This is a genomic window from Pseudomonas sp. RIT-562 (assembly GCF_026241895.1).
In the GTDB taxonomy this organism is placed as follows: Bacteria; Pseudomonadota; Gammaproteobacteria; order Pseudomonadales; family Pseudomonadaceae; genus Aquipseudomonas; species Aquipseudomonas mandelii_F.
Genome location: NZ_JAPJIV010000025.1, coordinates 52,318 through 72,991, shown reverse-complemented (window position 1 = coordinate 72,991; position 20,674 = coordinate 52,318). Strand labels below are relative to the sequence as shown.

Genomic DNA, 20,674 nt, shown 5'->3' with positions numbered 1-20,674 from the left:
TTGCGGGAATAGCTCAGTTGGTAGAGCACGACCTTGCCAAGGTCGGGGTCGCGAGTTCGAGTCTCGTTTCCCGCTCCATATTTAACGAAAACGCCGCTCATTGAGCGGCGTTTTTGTTTGTGCGCGATTTGTTTACCCAGACTTTTTATCCGCCAAGCAAAAGGCCCGCCAGACAGACTGAGCGGGCCTTTTGCGTGTTTAATCGTTTAAATCGACGGGTCAGTCAACGCTGTAGTGCACTGATAACAAGCCTTTCTTCGATGAGGCGGAGGCGATGGTGACCGAGCCCAGCTCCTTCAGGCTGCGGACATGCGTGCCACCACAGCCATAAGCGGGCAATTCGCCAAAGCTGATTTCCCGTGCGCCTTCGCGCAGCGAAGTCAGGCGGGGCAGGTCGTCGGTAATCCATTGATCGAGGCCGATCTGCACAGTTTGTGCGTCAATCTCTTGCGCAGACTCAGTCGGCTTGAATTGCACCCGGCCTTCACCCGGCCAATGATGCGCCTTGATCGGCATCCAGCCCCTTGCCTGAACGAAATGACCGATCAAATGGCCGGCAGAATGCATGCGGGTATTAAATTGGCGGCGCTGCTCGTCCACTCGAATCCGGGTCATGCCCGGGATGACGGGGCGGTCGACGAAATGGATGATTCGGTCTGGATCCTGTACCACACGCAGCACCTGGCTTTCGTCGATCCAGCCGGTGTCGAAGGGTTGCCCACCCCCCTGGGGGTGAAACAGTGTGGCCCGCAGGACGACCGCGAACTCATTCTCGTGTGCAGTGCAGTCCAGGACTTCCACGTTGGCATTGAGCTCATCACTGTGGAAAAAGAGGCGAAGCGTCATGGTGCCGGATCCGAATAAATACTGTTTTTTATTATAGGTAGCAGGGAAAAGCGTGATAATCCGGTCAAACATCAAAGGACTGTTGCGCTGTGAGCATAAATCTTCCACTGCCCTTGCTGGGCGAAATGGCGATTTTCGTCAAGGTTGTCGAGACTGGCAGCTTTTCTGAAGCGGCTCGCCAACTGGGGTCGTCACCCTCGGCTGTCAGTCGCAGCATCTCACGCCTGGAAAAAGCGCTGGCTACTCGCCTGTTGCAACGCACCACACGCAAGCTGCGCTTGAGTGACGGTGGCGAGGAGGTGTTCAAGCGTTGTCAGGAGATGGTCAGTGCGGCCAAGTCAGTCATGGAAATCAGCGGCCAGTTCACGGATGAGGCCGAAGGGCTGATACGGATCAGCGTGCCCAAGGCGGTAGGGCGATTTGTGATTCATCCGCACATGCCGGAATTTTTGCGCCGCTTCCCCAAAGTGGACGTCGAGTTGCTGCTGGAGGATCGGCAGGTGGATCTGATCGATGACCATGTCGACCTGGCCATTCGAATCACTGATCGCCCTCCCGCCGGGCTGGTGGGGCGCCAGTTGCTGACCATCGATCATATGTTGTGCGCAACGCCGCAGTACCTGGCCGAACATGGTATCCCGACTCATCCCCACGACTTGCTCAATCACAGCTGCATTTACCTGGGAGAAACCCCGAGCGATGCGCGCTGGAAATTCAAGCAAGGTACCAAGTCGATCACGGTAGGCGTGCGTGGAAGGTATGCGGCCAACCACACCGGCGTCCGCCTTGGCGCGGTGCTGCAGCACATCGGGATTGGCAGCCTGCCTTATTTCACTGCGCGTCATGCCTTGGAGCAGGGAGTGATCGTGCAGGTGTTGCCGGACTGGACTTTCCTGGCGTCCTATCACGGAGGCGCCTGGTTGTTGCACTCACCGACTCGATACATGCCGCCGAAGTTGCGGGTGTTTATCGATTATCTGGTGGCGTGCCTGGAGAAAGAGCCGACGTTGGGCAAGCCCGGCCGGGGGGTTGATATGGCGGCATATGAGTCGCCCGAAAGTGAAGGGTTGCCCTGAGAGGCCCCATCGCGGGCAAGCCTTCCACAGGTCTTGGTTGCAACCCTGAGGGCTGAAGGCTTGCTCAAAGTGGTCCGGTTTGACCGGTGGGAGCAAGGCTTGCCCGCGATGGCGTCAGCAGCCACCACAAAAAAGGCCCGCATGTTGATCAATGCGGGCCTTTTGAGTTTCTGATCGTGATCAGTGCTTGCTGTCGTCGTTGGACATCGACAGCAACTGCTTTTCCTGATTCCAGTCGAACGGTTCATCGTTCTGTTCGGCTTCGAAGCGACGTTCTTCGAGTGCCTGGTACAAATCGATTTCGTCGTCGGGCATGTAGTGCAGGCAATCACCGGCGAAGTACCACAGCAGGTCGCGCGGGACCAGGTGGGCGATTTGCGGGTAGCGGGTGATGACCTGGCAGAGGATGTCCTGGCCCAGGTATTGGCTTTCGATCGGGTCAACCGGCAACAATGCACGCAGTTCGTCGAAACGCTCCAGAAACAGCGCGTGGCTTTCTTCGGGGACCTGCTCGGCCTCACCCACGGCGACCAGGATGCTGCGCAAGTGGTCCAGCAGGACGAGATGATCGGCAACGATGTTGGACACGAGATAAGTCCTCAAGAGCAAAACGGGCGCGGGAGTATAAAGCTCCTGCGCCCGTTTTTACAGGTTGAACGGAATCAGCGGACCTTTCCGTCGGCCAGCGTCAGCTCTTCCTTGTCGAAGTCATCGACATCGATCACCTTGCGTCGCGCTGCCTCGGCATCACGCAAGGTCAGCGCTTCTACTGGCTGCAACACGCCGGCTTCAAGTGCCGCGTCGATCGCATGTTCCCCTGCAGCGGGTTTGACCTGGCCACTCTTGAGCGCCACATGCAGCTTTTTCTGCAGAGGCTGGGCGGCGTTCAACAGGTTGCACGCATGTTGCAGCGCACCAACCGCGTCATCAGCCGCCTGTGGGCGGTAGCACCCACCGAGCAACTCTTCGAGCGTCGGATCGCCTTTGGCGCGACCGATAACTGCGGCAACCTCGGCACCGAGTTTGTCCGAAGGACCTTTGTGACGGCGTCCGAATGGGAACACGATCACCCGTAGCAGGCAGCCCAATACTTTGTTCGGGAAGTTGGTGAGCAATTCATCCAGGGCCTTTTCCGACTGGCCGAGGCTTTCTTCCATCGCCCAGTTAAACAGGGGCGCCATGTGCTCCGGCGAATCCAGATCGTGATAACGCTTGAGTGCAGCGGAGGCCAGGTACATGTTGCTCAGTACGTCACCCAGCCGCGCCGACAAGCGTTCGCGACGTTTCAGTTCGCCGCCCAGCAGCATCATGCTGAGGTCTGCGAGCATGGCGAACGCGGCGGCCTGACGGTTGAGCGCACGGAAATAACCTTGGCTCAGGGAATTGCCTGGCGCCCGCTCGAAGTGACCAAAGCCGAGGTTCAGCACCAGCGTGCTGGCGGCGTTGCTCACGGCAAATCCGATGTGCTTGAGCAGCAGCGCGTCGAATTCGACCAGGGCCTGATCCTTGTCCTCGCGACCGGCCAGGGCCATTTCCTTGAGCACGAACGGATGGCAGCGAATCGCGCCCTGGCCGAAGATCATCAGGTTGCGCGAAAGGATGTTGGCGCCTTCCACGGTGATGAAGATCGGCGCGCCGTTCCAGCTGCGTCCCAGGTAATTGTTCGGGCCCATGATGATGGCCTTGCCGCCGTGCACATCCATGGCGTGGCTGATGCACTCGCGACCGCGTTCGGTCAGGTGGTACTTGAGGATCGCCGACAGCACCGATGGTTTCTCGCCCAGGTCCACCGCATTGGCGGTGAGCATTCGCGCAGCATCCATCATCCAGGCATTGCCGCCGATGCGCGCCATGGCTTCCTGGATACCCTCGAATGCCGAAAGTGGCACGTTGAACTGTTCGCGCACCTGGGCGTACTGGCCGGTCACCAGGCTGGTGAACTTGGCCGCGCCGGTGCCGACTGCCGGCAGGGAAATCGAACGGCCGACGGACAGGCAGTTCATCAACATCATCCAGCCCTTGCCGAGCATTTCCTGGCCACCAATCAGGTAATCCAGGGGAATGAATACGTCCTTGCCGGAATTGGGACCGTTCATGAACGCGGCACCCAGTGGCAGATGGCGTCGTCCGATCTCGACACCCGGGGTGTCGGTTGGAATCAATGCCAAGCTGATACCCAGGTCTTCCTTGTCACCCAGCAGGTGGTCCGGGTCATAGGCCTTGAATGCCAGGCCAAGCAGCGTGGCAACGGGGCCCAGAGTGATGTAGCGCTTTTCCCAGTTCAGGCGCAGGCCCAGGGTTTCCTGGCCTTCCCATTCACCTTTGCAGATGATCCCGGTGTCGGGCATCGCGCCTGCATCGGAACCGGCTAGCGGGCCCGTGAGGGCGAAGCACGGAATATCGTCGCCCCGCGCCAGGCGTGGCAGGTAATGATTGCGTTGTTCGTCAGTTCCGTAATGCAGCAGCAGCTCGGCAGGACCGAGGGAGTTGGGGACCATTACGGTGGAAGCGAGGTCGCCGCTGCGGGTCGCTAGTTTCATCGCGACCTGGGAGTGTGCATAGGCGGAGAAGCCTTTGCCACCGAATTCCTTGGGAATGATCAGGGCAAAGAAGCCGTTGTCCTTGATGTGGGCCCAGGCTTGCGGTGGCAGGTCCATGTCCTGGCCGATCTGCCAGTCGCTGACCATGGCGCACAGCTCTTCGGTCGGGCCATCGATAAAGGCCTGTTCCTCTTCGCTCAATTGCACTTTGGGATAGGCCAGCAGTTTGTCCCAGTCCGGACGACCGCTGAACAGTTCACCATCCCACCACACCGTGCCGGCGTCGATGGCATCGCGTTCGGTCTGCGACATCGGCGGCAGGGTTTTCTGGAACCAGCTGAACAGTGGCGCGCTGAAAAATTTGCGGCGCAGGTCTGGCAGCAGCAACGGCGCTGCCACGGCAGCGATCAACACCCATAGCAGCAGCAATAACCAACCGGGGGCGTGACTGAAGGCGCCCATTGCCACCACAAAAACGGCAACGATGCACAAGGCGGGTAGTGGGGCGGTGCGGCGGTGCGCCAGGTAGGCAATGCCGACGATCAGAACCAGTATCCACAACAACAGCATATTTAATCCTCCGTGAACCAGGGCAAAACCAACCCTCAGAGCTTAGACGGCATCCGTAGCAGGGTGATCAGGGCAAGGTGTTGAATTGTGAGAAACCTTGTAGAAGTTTTGCAGGCACGGTTGGCAACGAGCTGCGCAATTCGTTCGCTGCCCGCGCGACAATGCGCCCATGTTTGGCCGAAATGCCGTTATCTCTGTGCTTATCCTGTCGCTAGACTCGGGCCTTACCCAGGAGATTGATCTCATGCACGAGTATTTAAGTCCCGGCCGCTTCATCGATAGTGACCACCCGTCAGTAGTGGAGTTCGCTGAAAAACATCGTGGTGCCAGTCGCGACCCGCTTGAGCAGGCGATTAATCTGTACTACGCGGTGCGCGAAGCCGTGCGCTACAACCCCTATACCTTCAGTCGCGATCCGCAGACCCTGCGTGGCAGCTACGCGTTGGCGGCAGGGGAGAGCTACTGCGTGCCGAAGGCCACATTGCTGGCAGGTGCGGCACGGCATTGTGGAATCCCGGCTCGGATCGGCCTGGCTGATGTGCGTAATCACCTGTCGACCCCGCGTCTGCTCGAATTGCTCAGGAGCGACGTGTTCGCCATGCACGGTTATACCGAACTGTTCCTGAACGGACGCTGGGTCAAGGCCACGCCGGCGTTCAATCAAGGTTTGTGCGAGTTGTTCAATGTCGCGCCACTGGAGTTCGACGGAATCAACGACAGCGTCTTCCACCCGTACAACCGCGATGGCGAGCAGTTGATGGAGTACCTGGTCGACCATGGCCAGTTCACTGATGTGCCTGAAACGTTCTTTTTCGAGCACCTGGAGAAATGCTATCCACACCTGTTCGGTGAGCGGTCGCCGGTGCTGCTGGGAGACATGCAGACCGATTTGAGTCGCGCCTGATCCGGCGTATGCTGCCTGCGCATTCATCCATAAGGAGGCAGTCATGCTGAAGATCTGGGGTCGGAAAAATTCGTCGAATGTCAGGAAGCCGTTGTGGGCGGCCGAGGAGCTGGGCCTCGCTTATGAGGCTATAGATGCAGGCGGCGCCTTCGGCGTGGTGGATACCCCCGAGTACCGCGCGATGAACCCCAATGGTCGAGTCCCGGTGATTGATGACGACGGCTTTGTGTTGTGGGAATCCAACGCCATCGTGCGCTATCTGCTGGCCCGACACGCCAGCGACAGCACCTGGTATCCGGCAGATCCGCAAGCCCGCGCCAGCGCCGACAAGTGGATGGACTGGACTACCTCGAACTTCGCCGGACCGTTCCGCACTGTGTTCTGGGGCGTGCTACGCACTCCAGCGGAGCAACAGGACTGGCCGGCCATCCACGCCGCGATCAAGGAGTGCGACGCGCTGCTGGCGCTGGTCGATCAGGCGTTGACCACGCAACCCTACCTGTCTGGCAATGAAATTGGCATGGGCGACATTCCCCTCGGCAGTTTTATTTATGCCTGGTTCGAGATGCCAATCGAACGCGCCCACCAGCCCCATCTGCAGGCCTGGTATGCACGGCTCAAGCAGCGTCCCGCGTATCAGAAGGCCGTCATGACCGCGTTGACTTAATACTCACTATCGACACGCTTGACTGTACTTGTGTGGCGGGGACAAGCACCATTGCGCTTATGCGCCGCGGTTGTGTTCGTCACCGCCCGCCCTTATCTATCCTTTCCTCTCCCTTCTTGGTGCGTAATCCGATATGAGTTCCGCTCTGTCCATCCGGCAGCTAACCAAAACCTACGGCAACGGTTTCCAGGCCCTGAGTGGTATCGATCTGGATGTCGCCGAAGGTGATTTTTTCGCCTTGCTCGGCCCTAACGGTGCGGGCAAGTCCACGACCATCGGCATTCTCTCGACCCTGGTGAACAAGACCAGCGGCACGGTGAACATTTTTGGTCATGACCTGGACAAGAACCCGGCGGCGCTGAAGCGTTCCATCGGCGTCGTGCCCCAGGAATTCAACTTCAACCAGTTCGAGAAGACTTTCGACATCGTTGTGACCCAGGCCGGTTATTACGGCATCCCGCCGAAAATCGCCAAGGAGCGCGCCGAACAGTACCTGACCCAGCTGGGCTTGTGGGACAAGCGCGACACGCCATCGCGTTCCCTGTCTGGCGGGATGAAGCGCCGGCTGATGATCGCCCGCGCGCTGGTTCACGAGCCGCGCCTGTTGATCCTCGACGAACCGACGGCAGGGGTGGACATCGAATTGCGTCGCTCGATGTGGACGTTCCTCACCGAGCTGAACCAGAAAGGCATCACCATCATCCTCACGACCCATTATCTGGAAGAGGCTGAGCAGCTTTGCCGCAACATCGGCATCATCGACCACGGCACCATCGTTGAGAACACCAGCATGAAACAGCTGCTGGGCCAGTTGCATGTTGAGACCTTCCTGCTCGATCTCAAGAACACCTTGAGTGCTGCCCCGCAGCTGCTCGGTTATCCGACCAAGTTGCTCGACGGTCATACCCTTGAAGTCCAGGTCGACAAGGCCATGGGCATCACCGCGCTGTTTACCCAGCTTGCTCAACAGAACATTGAAGTGTTGAGCCTGCGCAACAAAACCAACCGTCTTGAGGAGTTGTTCGTGTCCCTGGTGGAGAAAAATCTGTCGAAGGTGGCGGTATGAGTTCCGAGCTGCAGCCCAACCTGGTTGCCCTGAACACCATCGTTTACCGCGAGGTCAAGCGCTTCACCCGGATCTGGCCACAGACATTGCTGCCGCCAGCGATCACCATGGTGCTGTACTTTGTAATCTTCGGTAACCTGATTGGTCGGCAGATCGGTGATATGGGTGGCTTCACCTATATGGAATACATCGTGCCGGGCCTGATCATGATGTCGGTGATCACCAACTCCTACGGCAACGTGGTGTCGAGTTTCTTCGGCAGCAAGTTCCAGCGCTCCATCGAGGAGTTGATGGTGTCGCCGGTGTCGCCGCACACGATCCTGATTGGCTACACCTTGGGCGGAGTACTGCGCGGCTTGATGGTGGGGGTGATCGTGACGCTGTTGTCGCTGTTCTTTACCCAATTGCAGGTGCATCACCTGGGCGTAACCATCCTGGTGGTGGTGCTGACGGCGACGATTTTCTCGCTGCTGGGCTTCATCAATGCGGTGTTTGCGCGCAACTTCGATGACATCTCGATCATCCCGACCTTTGTGCTGACGCCTCTGACGTATCTGGGTGGGGTGTTCTACTCGATCTCGCTGCTGCCGCCATTCTGGCAAACCGTGTCCCTGGCGAACCCGGTGTTGCACATGGTCAACGCGTTCCGCTACGGCATCCTGGGGGTTTCGGATATCCGTATCAGCGTGGCGATTACCTTCATGCTGGTGGCAACCGTGGCGCTGTATATCGGTTGTGCGCGGTTGCTGGTCAGTGGCCGGGGCATGCGTACGTAAAGGACGACCGAGTCGTCCCCAAACACCGCATAAACAAACGGCCTCCCATGCGGAGGCCGTTTTGCATTCTACTGCCGGCTTTTCTTGCGCCGCCGCCACTGGCGCGCCACCCACCAGCGCCAGTACATCATCGTCAGGCAATAAGCCAAGACCCCCAGCACCAGCCCCGTGACCACCGAGCCCAGCAGGAATGGCTGCCACATCGTCGACAGCTCGCCGCTGATCCACTCCCAGGTCAGTTCGTCCGGCAAGTGGCGGGCGGGGATGTCCATCATCCAGGCGCCAGTCTGATAAGTGCAGAAGAACACGACCGGCATGGTGATCGGGTTGGTCAGCCAGACCAGGCTGACGGCGATCGGAATGTTGCCACGCACCATGATCGCCAACGCGGCGGCCACCAGCATCTGCAGGGGAATGGGCAGGAAGGCGGCGAACAACCCCACAGCCATCGCCCGGGCGACGGAGTGGCGATTGAGGTGCCACAGGTTCGGGTCATGCAGCAGGGTGCCCAGGAAGCGTAAGGACTTGTGTTCCCTGATGCTCGTCGGATCTGGCATGTAACGTTTGAATAAGCGCCGGGGCATAAGGCTTCTCGGTCGGTTAAGGCGGCAAGTATGTCTGGATTCCATGAACCGCCTATTCAGACTTTGTGACAATTAATAACGACGGCCGTGCGATCGAACGGCTATGCCTAGGGGGGACTCTCAAGGACGAGCGTATGCGCACAGGGATGATGGCGCTGGCGCTGGGTTTGCTGACCCTGCGTTTTTTACCGGCATTACCGCCGGTCTGGTTACTGATATTGATGCCGATAGCGGGCTTGATGGTGCTGCCGTTCCGCACTTATCCGCTGGCTTTTTTTCTGTTCGGCTTCAGCTGGGCCTGTGTCCAGGCGCAATGGGCGCTGGATGATCGGCTGCCGATCCAGCTTGAGGGTGAAACCCGTTGGGTAGAGGGCAGGGTCACCGGATTGCCGCAGAACAGCGAAGGTGTGGTGCGTTTCGAGCTGTCCGACAGCCATTCGAGGCGCACGAAGCTTCCCAAGCGCATGCGCCTGGCCTGGTACGACGGCCCCCCGGTGAACAGCGGAGAACGCTGGCGCCTGGCGGTCAAGTTGAAACGGCCGGCCGGGCTGCTTAATCCTCACGCTTTCGATTACGACGCCTGGCTGCTCGCGCAACGTATCGGCGCCACCGGCACGGTGAAGGCTGGCGAAAAGCTGGCGGATGCCCGTGGAGCCTGGCGCGACAGCCTGCGTCAGCGCCTGCTGGCGGTGGATGCGCAGGGACGCAGCGGTGCGCTGGCGGCATTGGTCCTGGGCGACGGAAGTGGGCTGAGCCGCGAAGACTGGCGAGTGTTGCAAGACACCGGCACCGTGCACTTGCTGGTAATTTCCGGGCAGCACATTGGCTTGCTGGCTGGCGTGGTGTATCTGCTGATCGCGGGGCTGGCCCGGTATGGCTTATGGCCTGCACGTTTACCCTGGCTGCCCTGGGCCTGTGGTCTGGCGTTCGCGGCGGCCCTGGGTTACGGATTGCTCGCCGGCTTCGACGTCCCGGTGCGGCGCGCCTGCGCGATGATCGGCCTGGTCCTGCTGTGGCGCCTGCGCTTTCGTCATCTCGGCGCCTGGTGGCCGCTGCTCCTGGCACTCAATGGGGTTCTGCTGATGGACCCGCTGACGAGCCTGCAACCCGGTTTCTGGCTGTCGTTTGCGGCGGTGGCGGTGTTGATCTTTACCTTCAGCGGCCGGCTTGGCCCATCGCCCTGGTGGCAGACCTGGACTCGCGCGCAATGGTTGATCGCGATCGGTTTGTGTCCGCTGTTGCTCATCCTCGGCCTGCCGGTCAGCATTAGCGGGCCGCTGGTCAATCTGGTCGCAGTGCCCTGGATCAGCCTTTTGGTACTGCCGCCCGCGTTGCTCGGCACGTTGTTGCTGCCGCTTCCTTATGTTGGCGAGGGATTGCTCTGGCTCGCCGGAGGCCTGATCGACTGGCTGTTCATGGGGTTGGCGCTTGTGGCGGGGGAGTTGCCTGCCTGGATGCCGATGGCGATTCCATTATGGACCTGGGCATTGGCGGCCACCGGGGCCTTGCTGCTGCTGATGCCGGCGGGGGTGCCCATGCGCTGGCTGGGCTGGCCGATGCTGCTGTTACTGGCCTTGCCACCCCGACCCATGCTCGCCGAAGGCATTGCCGGGGTCTGGCTCCTGGATGTCGGTCAGGGCCTGGCGATCCTGGTGCGCACGCGTCATCACAGTCTGCTGTATGACGCCGGGCCACGTTTTGGGGGCATGGACATGGGCGCCCGGGTGGTGCTGCCGGCGTTGCACAAGCTCGGAGTGCAACAGCTCGACATGCTGCTGATCAGCCATGCTCACGCCGATCATTCGGGAGGCGCCAAGACCGTGGTTGAAGGATTACCGGTCAGGAGCATCGTCGGCGGTGAACCCTTTCCCTTGCCTCAAGGTTTGCACGCAGATGCCTGCGAAAGCGGCAGGCAGTGGAATTGGGACGGAGTGAGTTTCCGGCTTTGGCATTGGGCGTCGGCTCAGGACAGCAACTCCAGGTCCTGTGTGCTGCAAGTCGAGGCCGGGGGGGAGCGATTGCTGCTCACCGGTGATATCGAGCACGCCGCTGAGCAGGCTTTTCTAGCCAGCCCGCTGGCCGTCGCCACTGATTGGCTGCAATCCCCGCACCATGGCAGTCGCACCTCATCCTCGATGCCGTTGCTCAACGCGCTTCAGCCCAAGGGCGCACTGATCTCCCGGGGCAATGGCAATTCGTTTGGCCATCCGCATCCGACCGTAATCGCGCGCTACCGAAAGCTGGAGATGGGGATCTATGACAGTGCCGAGCAAGGTGCCGTTCATCTGCAACTGGGGACATTCCAGAAGCCGGCGACGATGCGTCAACAACGGCGCTTCTGGCGCGATCCGGCACCGCTGGCAGAATGACGTGATTGCCGCCGGCCCCGACCGGTTGCGCCATGGTGGTCTTCGGTGTGCGGACCCCCTATGGTAGAGTGGCGCACTTTTTCGAGGGGACTGTCACTGTGTGGGAATTGGTCAAATCCGGCGGCTGGATGATGCTGCCGATCATTCTGAGTTCCATCGCGGCCATGGCGATCGTCGCCGAGCGCCTGTGGACCCTGCGTGCCAGTCGTGTGACCCCGGAGCACTTGCTCGGCCAGGTCTGGGTCTGGATCAAGGACAAGCAGCTGAACAAGGAAAAGCTCAAGGAATTGCGCGCCAATTCCCCTCTGGGCGAAATCCTGGCTGCGGGCCTGGCGAACTCCCGGCATGGTCGCGAGATCATGAAAGAGTGCATTGAGGAGGCTGCGGCCCGGGTCATTCACGAACTCGAACGTTACATCAACGCCCTGGGCACGATCGCCGCCATGGCGCCGTTGCTCGGGTTGCTCGGCACGGTACTGGGCATGATCGATATCTTCAGTGCATTCATGGGTACGGGCATGAGCACCAACGCGGCCGTGCTTGCCGGTGGTATCTCCAAAGCGCTGATCACCACGGCTGCAGGCCTGATGGTCGGTATTCCTGCGGTGTTCTTCCACCGTTTCCTGCAACGCCGGATCGATGAGCTGGTTGTTGGTATGGAGCAGGAAGCGATCAAGCTGGTCGAGGTCGTACAGGGCGACCGGGATGTTGACCTGGCAGAGGGCAGAGCGTGAAATTCCGCCGCAAACCTCGGGAAACGGTCGATATAAACCTCGCGTCGCTGATCGACGTGGTGTTTATCCTGCTGCTGTTTTTTGTCGTGACCACTACTTTTACCCGTGAAACCCAGTTGCGCGTCGACCTGCCGGAAGCAGTCAGCGGTACCCCTGACGACGATAAGCAGGCCAAGCACCTGGACGTGGCAATCAATGCCGAAGGCGCGTTTTCGGTGAATAACCAGGTCTTGCCCAAGAATGACCTGGCAACCCTGATGGATGCCCTGCAAAAAGAATCCAATGGCGACACCAGCCTGCCGTTGTCCATCAGCGCCGACGGCAAGACCCAGCATCAGTCGGTCATCACCGCCATGGATGCGGCCGGCAAGCTCGGTTTCAGCCATCTGCGCATGACCACTGTCGAGGCGGCGCCGCCCGCACCCTGATGGCTATGTCCGATCGCTTGCTCGCCGCGTGGTACCAGGGGCATCCGGCCCTGAAGCTGCTGCAACCGCTGGAGTGGCTCTATCGTCGCGTGGTCATGAACAAGCGCAAGCGGTTCCTGGCGGGCGAGGGCGAGATCTACCAGCCGCCGGTGCCACTGGTGGTGGTCGGAAACATCACCGTCGGCGGCACCGGCAAGACTCCGCTGATTTTGTGGATGATCCAGCACTGCCAGCGCAGCGGCCTTCGCGTCGGGGTGGTGAGTCGCGGATACGGCGCCAAGCCGCCGCAGCTGCCATGGCGGGTCGCGGCGGATCAGGGCGCCGAGATCGCTGGCGATGAGCCTTTGCTGATAGTCCAGCGCACCGGCGTGCCATTGATGATCGACCCGGACCGCAGTCGCGCGGTCCAGGCCTTGCTTGCGAGTGAGCCACTGGACCTGATCCTGTCGGACGATGGCATGCAGCATTATCGACTGGCCCGTGACCTCGAGCTGGTGCTGATCGACGCGGCCCGTGGCCTGGGCAACCAGCGTTGCCTGCCCGCCGGGCCGTTGCGTGAACCGCTCGAGCGACTTCAGAGTGTCGATGCGGTGCTTTACAACGGCGCTGCAGACGACCGTCACGACGGTTTTGCGTTCCAGTTGCAGCCTACGGCCCTGGTCAATCTGCGCAGCGGTGAGCGGCGGCCAATCGACCATTTTCCGCCCGGTCAGGCACTGCATGCCGTGGCTGGCATCGGTAATCCACAGCGTTTCTTCACGACCCTTGAAACGCTACACTGGAAGCCTGTGCCGCACGCGTTCGCCGACCACGCGGAGTACAGCGTGCAGGCTATGAATTTCACTCCGTCATTGCCATTGGTGATGACCGAAAAGGACGCGGTGAAGTGCCGTGCCTTTGCCGCCGCCGATTGGTGGTACCTGGCGGTCGATGCTGCGCCATCCCCGGCCTTTGTGGCCTGGTTCGATACGCAGCTGATGCGCCTGGTGCCGGATCGTCTGTTGCCTTAACACCTGTCTTGAAACCGTTTTTATCCAGGGAATGCTCATGGACACCAAATTGCTCGATATCCTTGCTTGCCCGGTCTGCAAAGGCCCGCTCAAGCTCAGCGCTGACAAGACCGAGCTGATCAGCAAGGGCGCCGGCCTCGCGTACCCGATTCGCGACGGCATCCCGGTGATGCTGGAAACCGAAGCGCGCACCCTGACCACCGACGAGCGCCTGGATAAATGACCGCAGCCTTTACCGTCGTCATCCCGTCGCGTTACGCCTCCACCCGCTTGCCCGGCAAGCCGTTGTTGCTGATCGCCGGCAAGCCGATGATTCAGCACGTCTGGGAACAAGCGAGCAAGAGCAGCGCCGAGCGCGTGGTGGTTGCCACTGATGACCCGCGTATCGTCGAGGCTTGCACAAGTTTTGGCGCCGAAGTGGTGCTGACCCGCGAAGATCACAACTCCGGGACTGATCGCCTGGCGGAAGTGGCGAGCAAACTGGGCTTGGCGCCCGACGCCATCGTGGTCAACGTGCAAGGTGACGAGCCACTGATTCCTCCGAGCGTGATCGATCAGGTCGCAGCCAACCTGGCGGCCCACACCGAAGCACGCATGGCCACCCTGGCCGAGCCGATCGAGGATGTCGAAACCCTGTTCAACCCCAATGTGGTCAAGGTGGTCAGCGACCTCAACGGCCTGGCGCTGACCTTCAGCCGCGCGACTTTGCCGTGGGCCCGTGATGCGTTCGCCAAGAGCCGCGAGGAGCTGCCGCAAGGTGTGCCGTATCGCCGCCACATTGGCATCTACGCATACCGCGCCGGTTTCCTTCAAGACTTCGTCAGCTGGGGCCCTTGCTGGCTGGAAAACACCGAATCCCTGGAACAGCTGCGTGCCCTGTGGCACGGCGTGCGCATCCATGTCGCCGACGCGTTGATCGCGCCGCCAACCGGCGTCGATACCGCAGAAGACCTGGAGCGGGTTCGTCGCCTGCTGGAGGCCTGATGCGGGTTCTGTTCGTCTGCCTGGGCAACATCTGCCGTTCGCCGACCGCCGAAGGCGTGTTGCGTCACAAACTGCGTGAAGCAGGGCTTGAAGGACAGGTTGAGGTTGCCTCCGCCGGCACTGGCGACTGGCACGTCGGCAAGGCCCCGGATAAACGCAGCCAGGCGGCCGCGCGCCTGCGCGGCTACGATTTGTCTGCCCAGCGTGCGCAACAGGTTAGCCGCGCCGATTTCGCCATGTATGACCTGATCCTGGCGATGGATAACAGCAACCTGCGCAACCTCAAGGCGCTGCAACCAGCGAAGGGCCGGGCCGAGCTCGACCTGTTCCTGCGCCGCTACCAGAGCGAACTCGATGAAGTCCCAGACCCGTATTATGACGGTGACCAGGGCTTCGAGCAGGTCCTGGACCTAATCGAGCGCGCCAGCGATTTGCTGGTAGTCGAATTGAAGGGGCGGTTATGAGTCTGCAGGTGCAAGCCGGGGTATCACTCAAACCATTCAACAGCTTCGGGGTGGATGTGCAGGCCCGCCTGTTTGCCGAAGCCCACAGCGATGCCGACGTACGCCAAGCCCTGGCCTATGCCGCTGAGCACGATGTGCCGTTGCTGGTAATCGGTGGCGGCAGCAACTTGCTGCTGACGGCGGATATCCAGGCGCTGGTACTGCGCATGGCCACCCGCGGGATTCGCATCCTCAGCGATAACGGCCAGCAGGTGCTGATCGAAGCCGAGGCCGGGGAGCCTTGGCATCCTTTTGTGCAACATACCCTGGCCCTCGGCATGTCCGGCCTGGAAAACCTCAGCCTGATTCCGGGGACTGTCGGCGCGGCACCGATGCAGAACATCGGCGCCTATGGGGTGGAGATCAAGGATGTATTCGCCGGCCTGACCGCACTTGATCGCCACTCCGGCGAACTGCGCGACTTCAGCCTGGCCGAGTGCAACTTCGCTTACCGTGACAGCCTGTTCAAGCAGGAGCCCGGGCGCTGGTTGATTCTGCGGGTGCGCTTCAACCTGAACCGCAACGAACAGCTGCATCTGGAATACGGCCCGGTGCGTCAGCGCCTGACCGAACAGGGCATCGAACATCCGACCGCCAGCGATGTCAGCCAGGCGATCTGCAGCATCCGCAGTGAAAAACTGCCGGACCCTGCAGTGTTGGGCAATGCCGGCAGTTTCTTCAAAAACCCACTGGTGCCGGCGGCACTGGTCACCCGACTCAAGGCTGAATTCCCCGACCTGGTGGCCTACGCGCAACCGGACGGCCAGATGAAGCTGGCGGCTGGATGGCTGATCGAGCGCGCAGGCTGGAAGGGTTTCCGCGAAGCCGATGCCGGCGTGCACAAATTGCAGGCGCTGGTGCTGGTCAACTATGGCGCCGCCACCGGTCTGCAGTTGCTGGAGCTGGCGCAGCGGATCCAGCAAGACATTTGGCAACGATTCCAGGTGGAGCTGGAAATGGAGCCTAATCGGTATTGAGGCTACGCTTTCAGCACTGCCTTGGAGGCCCTGCACATTTGCCGATGTGCAGGGCTTTTTTGTTAATCCTGGGTTAACTTAGCCGCCTAACGATACAACTATTTGTTCCACCTAAGGCCCGATGCAGACGTCGCCGTCGGCATAAGAGAGCCTCCTTAGCCTGAGTCGATCTGCGTGATGCCAACCGCCAGCCTGTGGCGGCAGATTGCTCGACCCCATAACCGTCTTTAGATATGCGGGCGTGCCCATGATTACCCTAAAACTCAACGGTCAAGACCATCAACTCGACGTCACCGAGGACATGCCGCTGCTCTGGGCAATCCGCGACGTGGCCGGTTACACCGGCACCAAATTCGGCTGTGGCATGGGCCTATGTGGCGCCTGCACCATTCATATCGATGGCGCGCCGGCACGCAGCTGCATTACGCCGATCGGCTCGGTCATCGGGCAGGACGTCAGCACCATCGACAATCTGCACAGCGATGCGGTTGGGCAAATAGTCCAGCAAGCCTGGCTCGACACGGCGGTGGCCCAGTGCGGTTTCTGCCAGGGCGGGCAAATCATGTCGGCGACGGCACTGCTCAAGGTCAATCCCAACCCCAGCGACGAGCAGATCGAAGAAGCGATGGTGGGCAACATTTGCCGGTGCGGCACCTACAACCGCATCAAGACCGCCATCCGCCAAGCCTCCACTCACCTGAAGGAGGCCAAGGCATGAGCGGGCTACCGAACGATTTTGCACTGAGTAACCTCAGTCGCCGTGGTTTTCTCAAGGGCGTTGGCGCTACCAGTGCGCTGGTACTGGCGGCCAGTTGGGGCTGGCAGGACGCGCTCGCTGCGGATAAAGCGCCGAAATTCGGCGCCGATGGCATGCCTAATGGCTGGATCGACGACCCGAAGGTTTACGTCAGCATTGCCGCCGATGGCACCGTGACCGTGGTCTGCAACCGTTCGGAAATGGGCCAGGGCGTGCGGACCAGCCTGAGCATGGTGGTCGCCGATGAGCTGGACGCCGATTGGGCGCTGGTCAAGGTGCAGCAGGCGCCTGGCGATGAAGTGCGCTATGGCAACCAGGACACCGACGGCTCACGCAGCATGCGCCATTGGTACGAGCCGATGCGCCGCTGCGGTGCCGCCGCGCGGACCATGCTGGAGCAAGCGGCTGCCAAGCAGTGGCAAGTGCCGGTTGGCGAGTGCCGTGCGCAACTGCATAAAGTCATTCACCAACCCTCCGGGCGCGAACTGGGTTACGGCGCCCTGGCTGCCGCCGCTGCTGCGCTGGCGGTGCCGGCCCGCGACAGTCTGCGGCTCAAGCAGCCTGCGGAATTTCGCTACATTGGCAAGGAGGGGATCAAGGCGATTGACGGAGCCGACATCGTCAATGGTCGTGCCGTCTACGGCGCCGACGTGCATATCGAAGGGATGCTCTACGCGACCATCGCGCGCCCGGCGGTTTACGGTGGCAAGGTCAGATCGGTGGATTCCAGTGCAGCGCTAAAAGTGCCTGGCGTGCTCAAAGTGGTCAATATCGAGGGGCGGCCGCTGCCGTCGGAGTTCCAGCCGCTGGGCGGCGTCGCGGTGATCGCCAGCAACACCTGGGCGGCCATCAAGGGGCGCGAGGCGCTGAAAATCGAGTGGGACGATGGCCCCAACGCCAGCTATGACTCGATTGCCTATCGCAAGGAACTGGAAGCCGCAGCGCTCAAACCCGGCAAGGTCGTGCGCAATACCGGCAACATCGACGCAGCCATAGACGGTGCCGACAGTACGCTGGAAGCGTCCTATTATCTGCCGCACCTGGCGCAGTCGCCAATGGAACCGATGGTTGCCATCGCGCGCTTTAAGGACGGCGTTTGTGAAGCCTGGGCTCCGAGCCAGGCGCCCCAGGTAACGCGCGAGCGAATCGGCGAGCGCCTGAGCATTGCGTTCGATAACGTCACATTCAACGTGACCCTGCTGGGTGGCGGCTTCGGACGCAAGTCCAAACCGGACTTTGTGATCGAGGCGGCGATCCTCGCCAAGGAATTCCCCGGCAAGGCGGTGCGGGTGCAGTGGACTCGCGAAGATGACATCCATTGTTCCTACTTTCATACCGTTTCGGCCGAATACCTCAAGGCCAGCCTGAACAAGGACGGCCTGCCATCTGGCTGGTTGCATCGCACCGTTGCGCCGAGTATCACGGCGCTGTTCGCACCGGGCATGAACCACGAAGCGGCGTTCGAACTGGGTATGGGCTTCACCAACATGGCTTATGCCATCCCCAATGTGCGCCTGGAAAACCCCGAGGCGAAGGTCCATACCCGGGTCGGTTGGTATCGTTCGGTGTCGAACATTCCCCACGGTTTTGCGATCCAGAGCTTCGTCGATGAGTTGGCGCACAAGGCCGGTCGCGACCCGCTGGAGTACCAGATCAAACTGCTGGGCCCGGATCGCCAGATCGATCCGCGCACCTTGAGTGAAGAGTGGAACTACGGAGAGTCGCCGGAACGTTATCCGATCGATACGGGCCGGATGCGCAAGGTCCTGGAAACTGCGGCTAAGGCCGCAGGTTGGGGCCGTGACTTGCCCAAGGGGCGTGGCCTGGGCCTGGCGGTGCACTACAGTTTTGTGACCTACGTCGCGGCGGTGATCGAGGTCGAGGTCAAGGACGACGGTACCCTGATCGTGCACAAGGCGGATATCGCGGTGGACTGCGGGCCGCAGATCAACCCGGAGCGGATCCGCTCGCAATTCGAAGGTGCTTGTGTGATGGGCCTGGGTAACGCCGTGCTGGGCGAAATCAGCTTCAAGGACGGTAAGGTCCAGCAGGACAACTTCCATATGTACGAGGTGGCGCGCATGTCCCTGGCGCCGAAGGAGATCGCGGTGCACCTGGTCACTCCTGCTGGGGAGGTGCCGCTCGGAGGCGTTGGCGAGCCCGGGGTGCCACCGATTGCGCCGGCGCTGTGCAACGCGATTTTCGCTGCCACCGGGCAGCGTGTGCGTAATCTGCCAGTGCGCTATCAGCTGCAGGGTTGGCAGAAGGCACAAGCCTGATGGACAGCGTCGATCTGAATGTCCTGCGCAGCGTGCTGGAATGGCGCAACGCGGGCCAGCGCGTGGTGTTGTACAGCGTGGTCCAGACCTGGGGCACCGCGCCTCGGGCGCCTGGTGCCATGCTGGCGTTGCGTGAGGACGGCGTGGTGATCGGCTCGGTTTCCGGTGGCTGCGTCGAGGACGACCTGATCGCGCGCCTGCACGATGGGCGCATCCCCGCTGACGGGCCGCCGGTGCAATTGATTACGTACGGTGTCACTCGCGAGGAAGCCGCGCGCTTTGGCTTGCCCTGTGGTGGCACCTTGCGCCTGACCGAGGAACGAGTCGGCGACCCGGCTTGGGTCGCACAATTGCTGGCGCGTTGCGAGGCGCACGAGATCGTGGCGCGCACGCTGTCTATCGAAACCGGTGAAGTGCAGCTCGAGCCTGCGGACAAAAGCCAGGGGCTGACCTTTGATGGCAAGACGCTGCGGGCGATTTATGGCCCGCGCTGGCGTCTGCTGCTGATCGGCGCCGGACAACTGTCGCGTTATGTTGCCGAGATGGCGCGGCTCCTGGATTTCGAAGTGTTGATCTGCGATCCGCGCAGCGAGTTTGTCTATGGCTGGGAAGAACAGCATGGTCGCTTCGTCCCAGGCATGCCGGACGAAGCGGTACTGACTATCCAGACTGACGAGCGCACGGCCATTGTGGCGCTCACCCATGACCCGCGCCTGGATGACATGGCGCTGCTAACCGCGCTGGACTCCGCCGCCTTCTATGTCGGTGCCCTGGGTTCCCGGGTCAACAGCTTGAAGCGCCGCGATAACTTGGCTCAGCTAGGCTTGTCAGCAGAGGCCATCGAACGGCTGCACGGACCGATCGGTTTGCACATTGGCAGCCATTCACCGGCGGAAATCGCCTTGTCGCTGCTGGCAGAAATTGTTGCGATCAAGAACGGCGTCGAACTCAAACAGAAGAAGCCCCTGCGGGAGGAACCATGAGCGAATCCATCGGCATCATTGTGCTGGCGGCAGGGCAGGGCGAACGGTTTCGCCAGGTGGCGGGCGAGGATAAGGACAAGTTACTGGCTGACTGCACCGGGCGCGACGGTGCCGTGCGTTCGGTGATCGAGCACGTGCTGGTGAACCTGCCGGTTCAGTCGGGCAAACGAGTGTTGGTCACCACCGCAGATCGTCCCCAGGTGATTCGCATGGCGCAGGCCTACGGGTTCGAGGTGGTCTTGATCGATTCCACGGGCATGGGTGACAGCATTGCTGCCGGGGTGGCGGCGTGTCCAGACCTCAGTGGCTGGATGATTGTGCTGGGGGATATGCCGTTCATTCTGCCTTCGAGCATTGAGCGGGTACTGGCGGGCATGGCGGACGATACCATCAGTGTGCCAGTGCATGACGGCGAGTATGGGCACCCGGTGGGTTTCGCAGCTTCATTCGGGCCGGCATTGATGGCGCTTTCGGGGGATCGCGGGGCCAGGCCGTTGTTTGCTTCTGCCAGAGTGGTTGAGGTGGAGGTGGATGATCCCGGGGTATTGAGGGATGTGGATGTGCCTGGGGCTTTGGTGTTTGTACGATAGATCGCCATCGCGGGCAAGCCTTGCTCCCACA

General features: G+C 61.0%; 21 protein-coding genes and 1 tRNA gene. 18 read left to right on the top strand and 4 right to left on the bottom strand.

All coding sequences use genetic code 11. The annotated features are described in order from the left end of the window. The first annotated feature begins 2 nt into the window (after positions 1 to 2). A tRNA-Gly gene (locus tag ORL50_RS24555) sits at positions 3 to 78 on the top strand. A 141-nt stretch (positions 79 to 219) separates the two neighbouring features. Here ORL50_RS24555 and ORL50_RS24550 read toward each other — a convergent pair. Beyond that, positions 220 to 846 carry an alanyl-tRNA editing protein gene (locus ORL50_RS24550; protein WP_266018881.1) on the bottom strand — a complete coding sequence of 209 codons (627 nt, stop codon included), beginning with the start codon at positions 844 to 846 and terminating at the stop codon, positions 220 to 222. Positions 847 to 935: 89 nt separating this feature from the next. Here ORL50_RS24550 and ORL50_RS24545 point away from each other — a divergent pair, with 89 nt between their 5' ends. Continuing rightward, the gene (locus ORL50_RS24545) at positions 936 to 1,922 is read left to right on the top strand and encodes a LysR family transcriptional regulator (RefSeq protein ID WP_266018841.1); all 987 of its coding nucleotides are present in this window, start codon (positions 936 to 938) and stop codon (positions 1,920 to 1,922) included. 180 nt (positions 1,923 to 2,102) lie between these two features. Here ORL50_RS24545 and ORL50_RS24540 read toward each other — a convergent pair whose 3' ends face one another. Both ORL50_RS24540 and ORL50_RS24535 read right to left on the bottom strand, forming a co-directional pair. Then, a complete protein-coding gene (locus tag ORL50_RS24540; RefSeq protein ID WP_225570854.1) occupies positions 2,103 to 2,510 on the bottom strand; it encodes a PA2817 family protein in 408 nt (135 codons plus the stop codon). Between the two features lie 74 nt (positions 2,511 to 2,584). Continuing rightward, positions 2,585 to 5,032 carry an acyl-CoA dehydrogenase gene (locus ORL50_RS24535; RefSeq protein WP_266018837.1) on the bottom strand — a complete coding sequence of 816 codons (2,448 nt, stop codon included), beginning with the start codon at positions 5,030 to 5,032 and terminating at the stop codon, positions 2,585 to 2,587. A 244-nt stretch (positions 5,033 to 5,276) separates the two neighbouring features. Here ORL50_RS24535 and ORL50_RS24530 point away from each other — a divergent pair, with 244 nt between their 5' ends. From ORL50_RS24530 to ORL50_RS24515, 4 genes are all read left to right on the top strand, one after another. Beyond that, a complete protein-coding gene (locus ORL50_RS24530) occupies positions 5,277 to 5,936 on the top strand; it encodes a transglutaminase-like domain-containing protein (protein ID WP_266018836.1) in 660 nt (219 codons plus the stop codon). A gap of 43 nt (positions 5,937 to 5,979) precedes the next feature. Next, the gene (locus ORL50_RS24525) at positions 5,980 to 6,603 is read left to right on the top strand and encodes a glutathione S-transferase family protein (protein ID WP_266018835.1); all 624 of its coding nucleotides are present in this window, start codon (positions 5,980 to 5,982) and stop codon (positions 6,601 to 6,603) included. A gap of 133 nt (positions 6,604 to 6,736) precedes the next feature. Further along, on the top strand, positions 6,737 to 7,669 hold the full coding sequence (locus ORL50_RS24520; RefSeq protein ID WP_266018833.1) for an ABC transporter ATP-binding protein: 933 nt from the start codon (positions 6,737 to 6,739) through the stop codon (positions 7,667 to 7,669). Then, positions 7,666 to 8,445, top strand: a complete 780-nt coding sequence (locus ORL50_RS24515; RefSeq protein WP_266018831.1) for an ABC transporter permease — start codon at positions 7,666 to 7,668, stop codon at positions 8,443 to 8,445. The genes ORL50_RS24520 and ORL50_RS24515 overlap by 4 nt, the downstream gene beginning before the upstream one ends. 68 nt (positions 8,446 to 8,513) lie before the next feature. Here ORL50_RS24515 and ORL50_RS24510 read toward each other — a convergent pair whose 3' ends face one another. Continuing rightward, positions 8,514 to 9,029 (bottom strand): DUF2062 domain-containing protein, encoded by a 516-nt coding sequence (locus ORL50_RS24510; protein WP_266018830.1) that lies wholly within the window; start codon positions 9,027 to 9,029, stop codon positions 8,514 to 8,516. Between the two features lie 134 nt (positions 9,030 to 9,163). Between ORL50_RS24510 and ORL50_RS24505 the strand changes: the two genes are divergently transcribed. The 12 genes from ORL50_RS24505 (at position 9,164) to ORL50_RS24450 (ending at position 20,643) form a co-directional block, all read left to right on the top strand. Further along, positions 9,164 to 11,398, top strand: a complete 2,235-nt coding sequence (locus ORL50_RS24505) for a DNA internalization-related competence protein ComEC/Rec2 (protein ID WP_266018829.1) — start codon at positions 9,164 to 9,166, stop codon at positions 11,396 to 11,398. A gap of 98 nt (positions 11,399 to 11,496) precedes the next feature. After that, the gene (locus ORL50_RS24500; protein WP_266018827.1) at positions 11,497 to 12,132 is read left to right on the top strand and encodes a MotA/TolQ/ExbB proton channel family protein; all 636 of its coding nucleotides are present in this window, start codon (positions 11,497 to 11,499) and stop codon (positions 12,130 to 12,132) included. Further along, entirely contained in the window at positions 12,129 to 12,560 is a 432-nt protein-coding gene (locus ORL50_RS24495; protein ID WP_266018826.1) for an ExbD/TolR family protein, read from the top strand. Before ORL50_RS24500 ends, ORL50_RS24495 begins: the two co-directional genes overlap by 4 nt. Then, positions 12,560 to 13,570 (top strand): tetraacyldisaccharide 4'-kinase, encoded by a 1,011-nt coding sequence (gene lpxK / locus ORL50_RS24490; RefSeq protein ID WP_266018825.1) that lies wholly within the window; start codon positions 12,560 to 12,562, stop codon positions 13,568 to 13,570. Before ORL50_RS24495 ends, lpxK begins: the two co-directional genes overlap by 1 nt. A 37-nt stretch (positions 13,571 to 13,607) precedes the next feature. Then, complete coding sequence (locus ORL50_RS24485; protein WP_007945752.1) at positions 13,608 to 13,793, top strand: Trm112 family protein; 186 nt, start codon at positions 13,608 to 13,610, stop codon at positions 13,791 to 13,793. Next, positions 13,790 to 14,554 (top strand): 3-deoxy-manno-octulosonate cytidylyltransferase, encoded by a 765-nt coding sequence (kdsB, locus tag ORL50_RS24480; RefSeq protein ID WP_266018820.1) that lies wholly within the window; start codon positions 13,790 to 13,792, stop codon positions 14,552 to 14,554. Before ORL50_RS24485 ends, kdsB begins: the two co-directional genes overlap by 4 nt. Further along, positions 14,554 to 15,018 carry a low molecular weight protein-tyrosine-phosphatase gene (locus ORL50_RS24475; protein WP_266018818.1) on the top strand — a complete coding sequence of 155 codons (465 nt, stop codon included), beginning with the start codon at positions 14,554 to 14,556 and terminating at the stop codon, positions 15,016 to 15,018. The genes kdsB and ORL50_RS24475 overlap by 1 nt, the downstream gene beginning before the upstream one ends. Next, on the top strand, positions 15,015 to 16,034 hold the full coding sequence (murB, locus tag ORL50_RS24470; protein WP_266018816.1) for a UDP-N-acetylmuramate dehydrogenase: 1,020 nt from the start codon (positions 15,015 to 15,017) through the stop codon (positions 16,032 to 16,034). Before ORL50_RS24475 ends, murB begins: the two co-directional genes overlap by 4 nt. A 247-nt stretch (positions 16,035 to 16,281) precedes the next feature. Continuing rightward, positions 16,282 to 16,752 (top strand): (2Fe-2S)-binding protein, encoded by a 471-nt coding sequence (locus ORL50_RS24465; protein ID WP_266018814.1) that lies wholly within the window; start codon positions 16,282 to 16,284, stop codon positions 16,750 to 16,752. Continuing rightward, entirely contained in the window at positions 16,749 to 19,070 is a 2,322-nt protein-coding gene (locus ORL50_RS24460) for a xanthine dehydrogenase family protein molybdopterin-binding subunit (protein ID WP_266018812.1), read from the top strand. The genes ORL50_RS24465 and ORL50_RS24460 overlap by 4 nt, the downstream gene beginning before the upstream one ends. Then, positions 19,070 to 20,053 carry an XdhC family protein gene (locus ORL50_RS24455; protein ID WP_266018810.1) on the top strand — a complete coding sequence of 328 codons (984 nt, stop codon included), beginning with the start codon at positions 19,070 to 19,072 and terminating at the stop codon, positions 20,051 to 20,053. The genes ORL50_RS24460 and ORL50_RS24455 overlap by 1 nt, the downstream gene beginning before the upstream one ends. Next, positions 20,050 to 20,643: a nucleotidyltransferase family protein gene (locus tag ORL50_RS24450; RefSeq protein ID WP_266018809.1), complete on the top strand. Its 594-nt coding sequence runs from the start codon at positions 20,050 to 20,052 to the stop codon at positions 20,641 to 20,643. The genes ORL50_RS24455 and ORL50_RS24450 overlap by 4 nt, the downstream gene beginning before the upstream one ends. Positions 20,644 to 20,674: the final 31 nt, after the last annotated feature.

Bases quoted from the DNA above. Each gene is read 5' to 3' on its own strand.
- ORL50_RS24550 (WP_266018881.1), bottom strand. From the start codon at position 846: ATGACGCTTCGCCTCTTTTTCCACAGTGATGAGCTCAATGCCAACGTG.
- ORL50_RS24535 (WP_266018837.1), bottom strand. From the start codon at position 5,032: ATGCTGTTGTTGTGGATACTGGTTCTGATCGTCGGCATTGCCTACCTG.
- ORL50_RS24530 (WP_266018836.1), top strand. From the start codon at position 5,277: ATGCACGAGTATTTAAGTCCCGGCCGCTTCATCGATAGTGACCACCCG.
- ORL50_RS24525 (WP_266018835.1), top strand. From the start codon at position 5,980: ATGCTGAAGATCTGGGGTCGGAAAAATTCGTCGAATGTCAGGAAGCCG.
- ORL50_RS24520 (WP_266018833.1), top strand. From the start codon at position 6,737: ATGAGTTCCGCTCTGTCCATCCGGCAGCTAACCAAAACCTACGGCAAC.
- ORL50_RS24515 (WP_266018831.1), top strand. From the start codon at position 7,666: ATGAGTTCCGAGCTGCAGCCCAACCTGGTTGCCCTGAACACCATCGTT.
- ORL50_RS24510 (WP_266018830.1), bottom strand. From the start codon at position 9,029: ATGCCCCGGCGCTTATTCAAACGTTACATGCCAGATCCGACGAGCATC.
- ORL50_RS24505 (WP_266018829.1), top strand. From the start codon at position 9,164: ATGCGCACAGGGATGATGGCGCTGGCGCTGGGTTTGCTGACCCTGCGT.
- lpxK (WP_266018825.1), top strand. From the start codon at position 12,560: ATGGCTATGTCCGATCGCTTGCTCGCCGCGTGGTACCAGGGGCATCCG.
- ORL50_RS24485 (WP_007945752.1), top strand. From the start codon at position 13,608: ATGGACACCAAATTGCTCGATATCCTTGCTTGCCCGGTCTGCAAAGGC.
- kdsB (WP_266018820.1), top strand. From the start codon at position 13,790: ATGACCGCAGCCTTTACCGTCGTCATCCCGTCGCGTTACGCCTCCACC.
- ORL50_RS24475 (WP_266018818.1), top strand. From the start codon at position 14,554: ATGCGGGTTCTGTTCGTCTGCCTGGGCAACATCTGCCGTTCGCCGACC.
- murB (WP_266018816.1), top strand. From the start codon at position 15,015: ATGAGTCTGCAGGTGCAAGCCGGGGTATCACTCAAACCATTCAACAGC.
- ORL50_RS24465 (WP_266018814.1), top strand. From the start codon at position 16,282: ATGATTACCCTAAAACTCAACGGTCAAGACCATCAACTCGACGTCACC.
- ORL50_RS24460 (WP_266018812.1), top strand. From the start codon at position 16,749: ATGAGCGGGCTACCGAACGATTTTGCACTGAGTAACCTCAGTCGCCGT.
- ORL50_RS24455 (WP_266018810.1), top strand. From the start codon at position 19,070: ATGGACAGCGTCGATCTGAATGTCCTGCGCAGCGTGCTGGAATGGCGC.
- ORL50_RS24450 (WP_266018809.1), top strand. From the start codon at position 20,050: ATGAGCGAATCCATCGGCATCATTGTGCTGGCGGCAGGGCAGGGCGAA.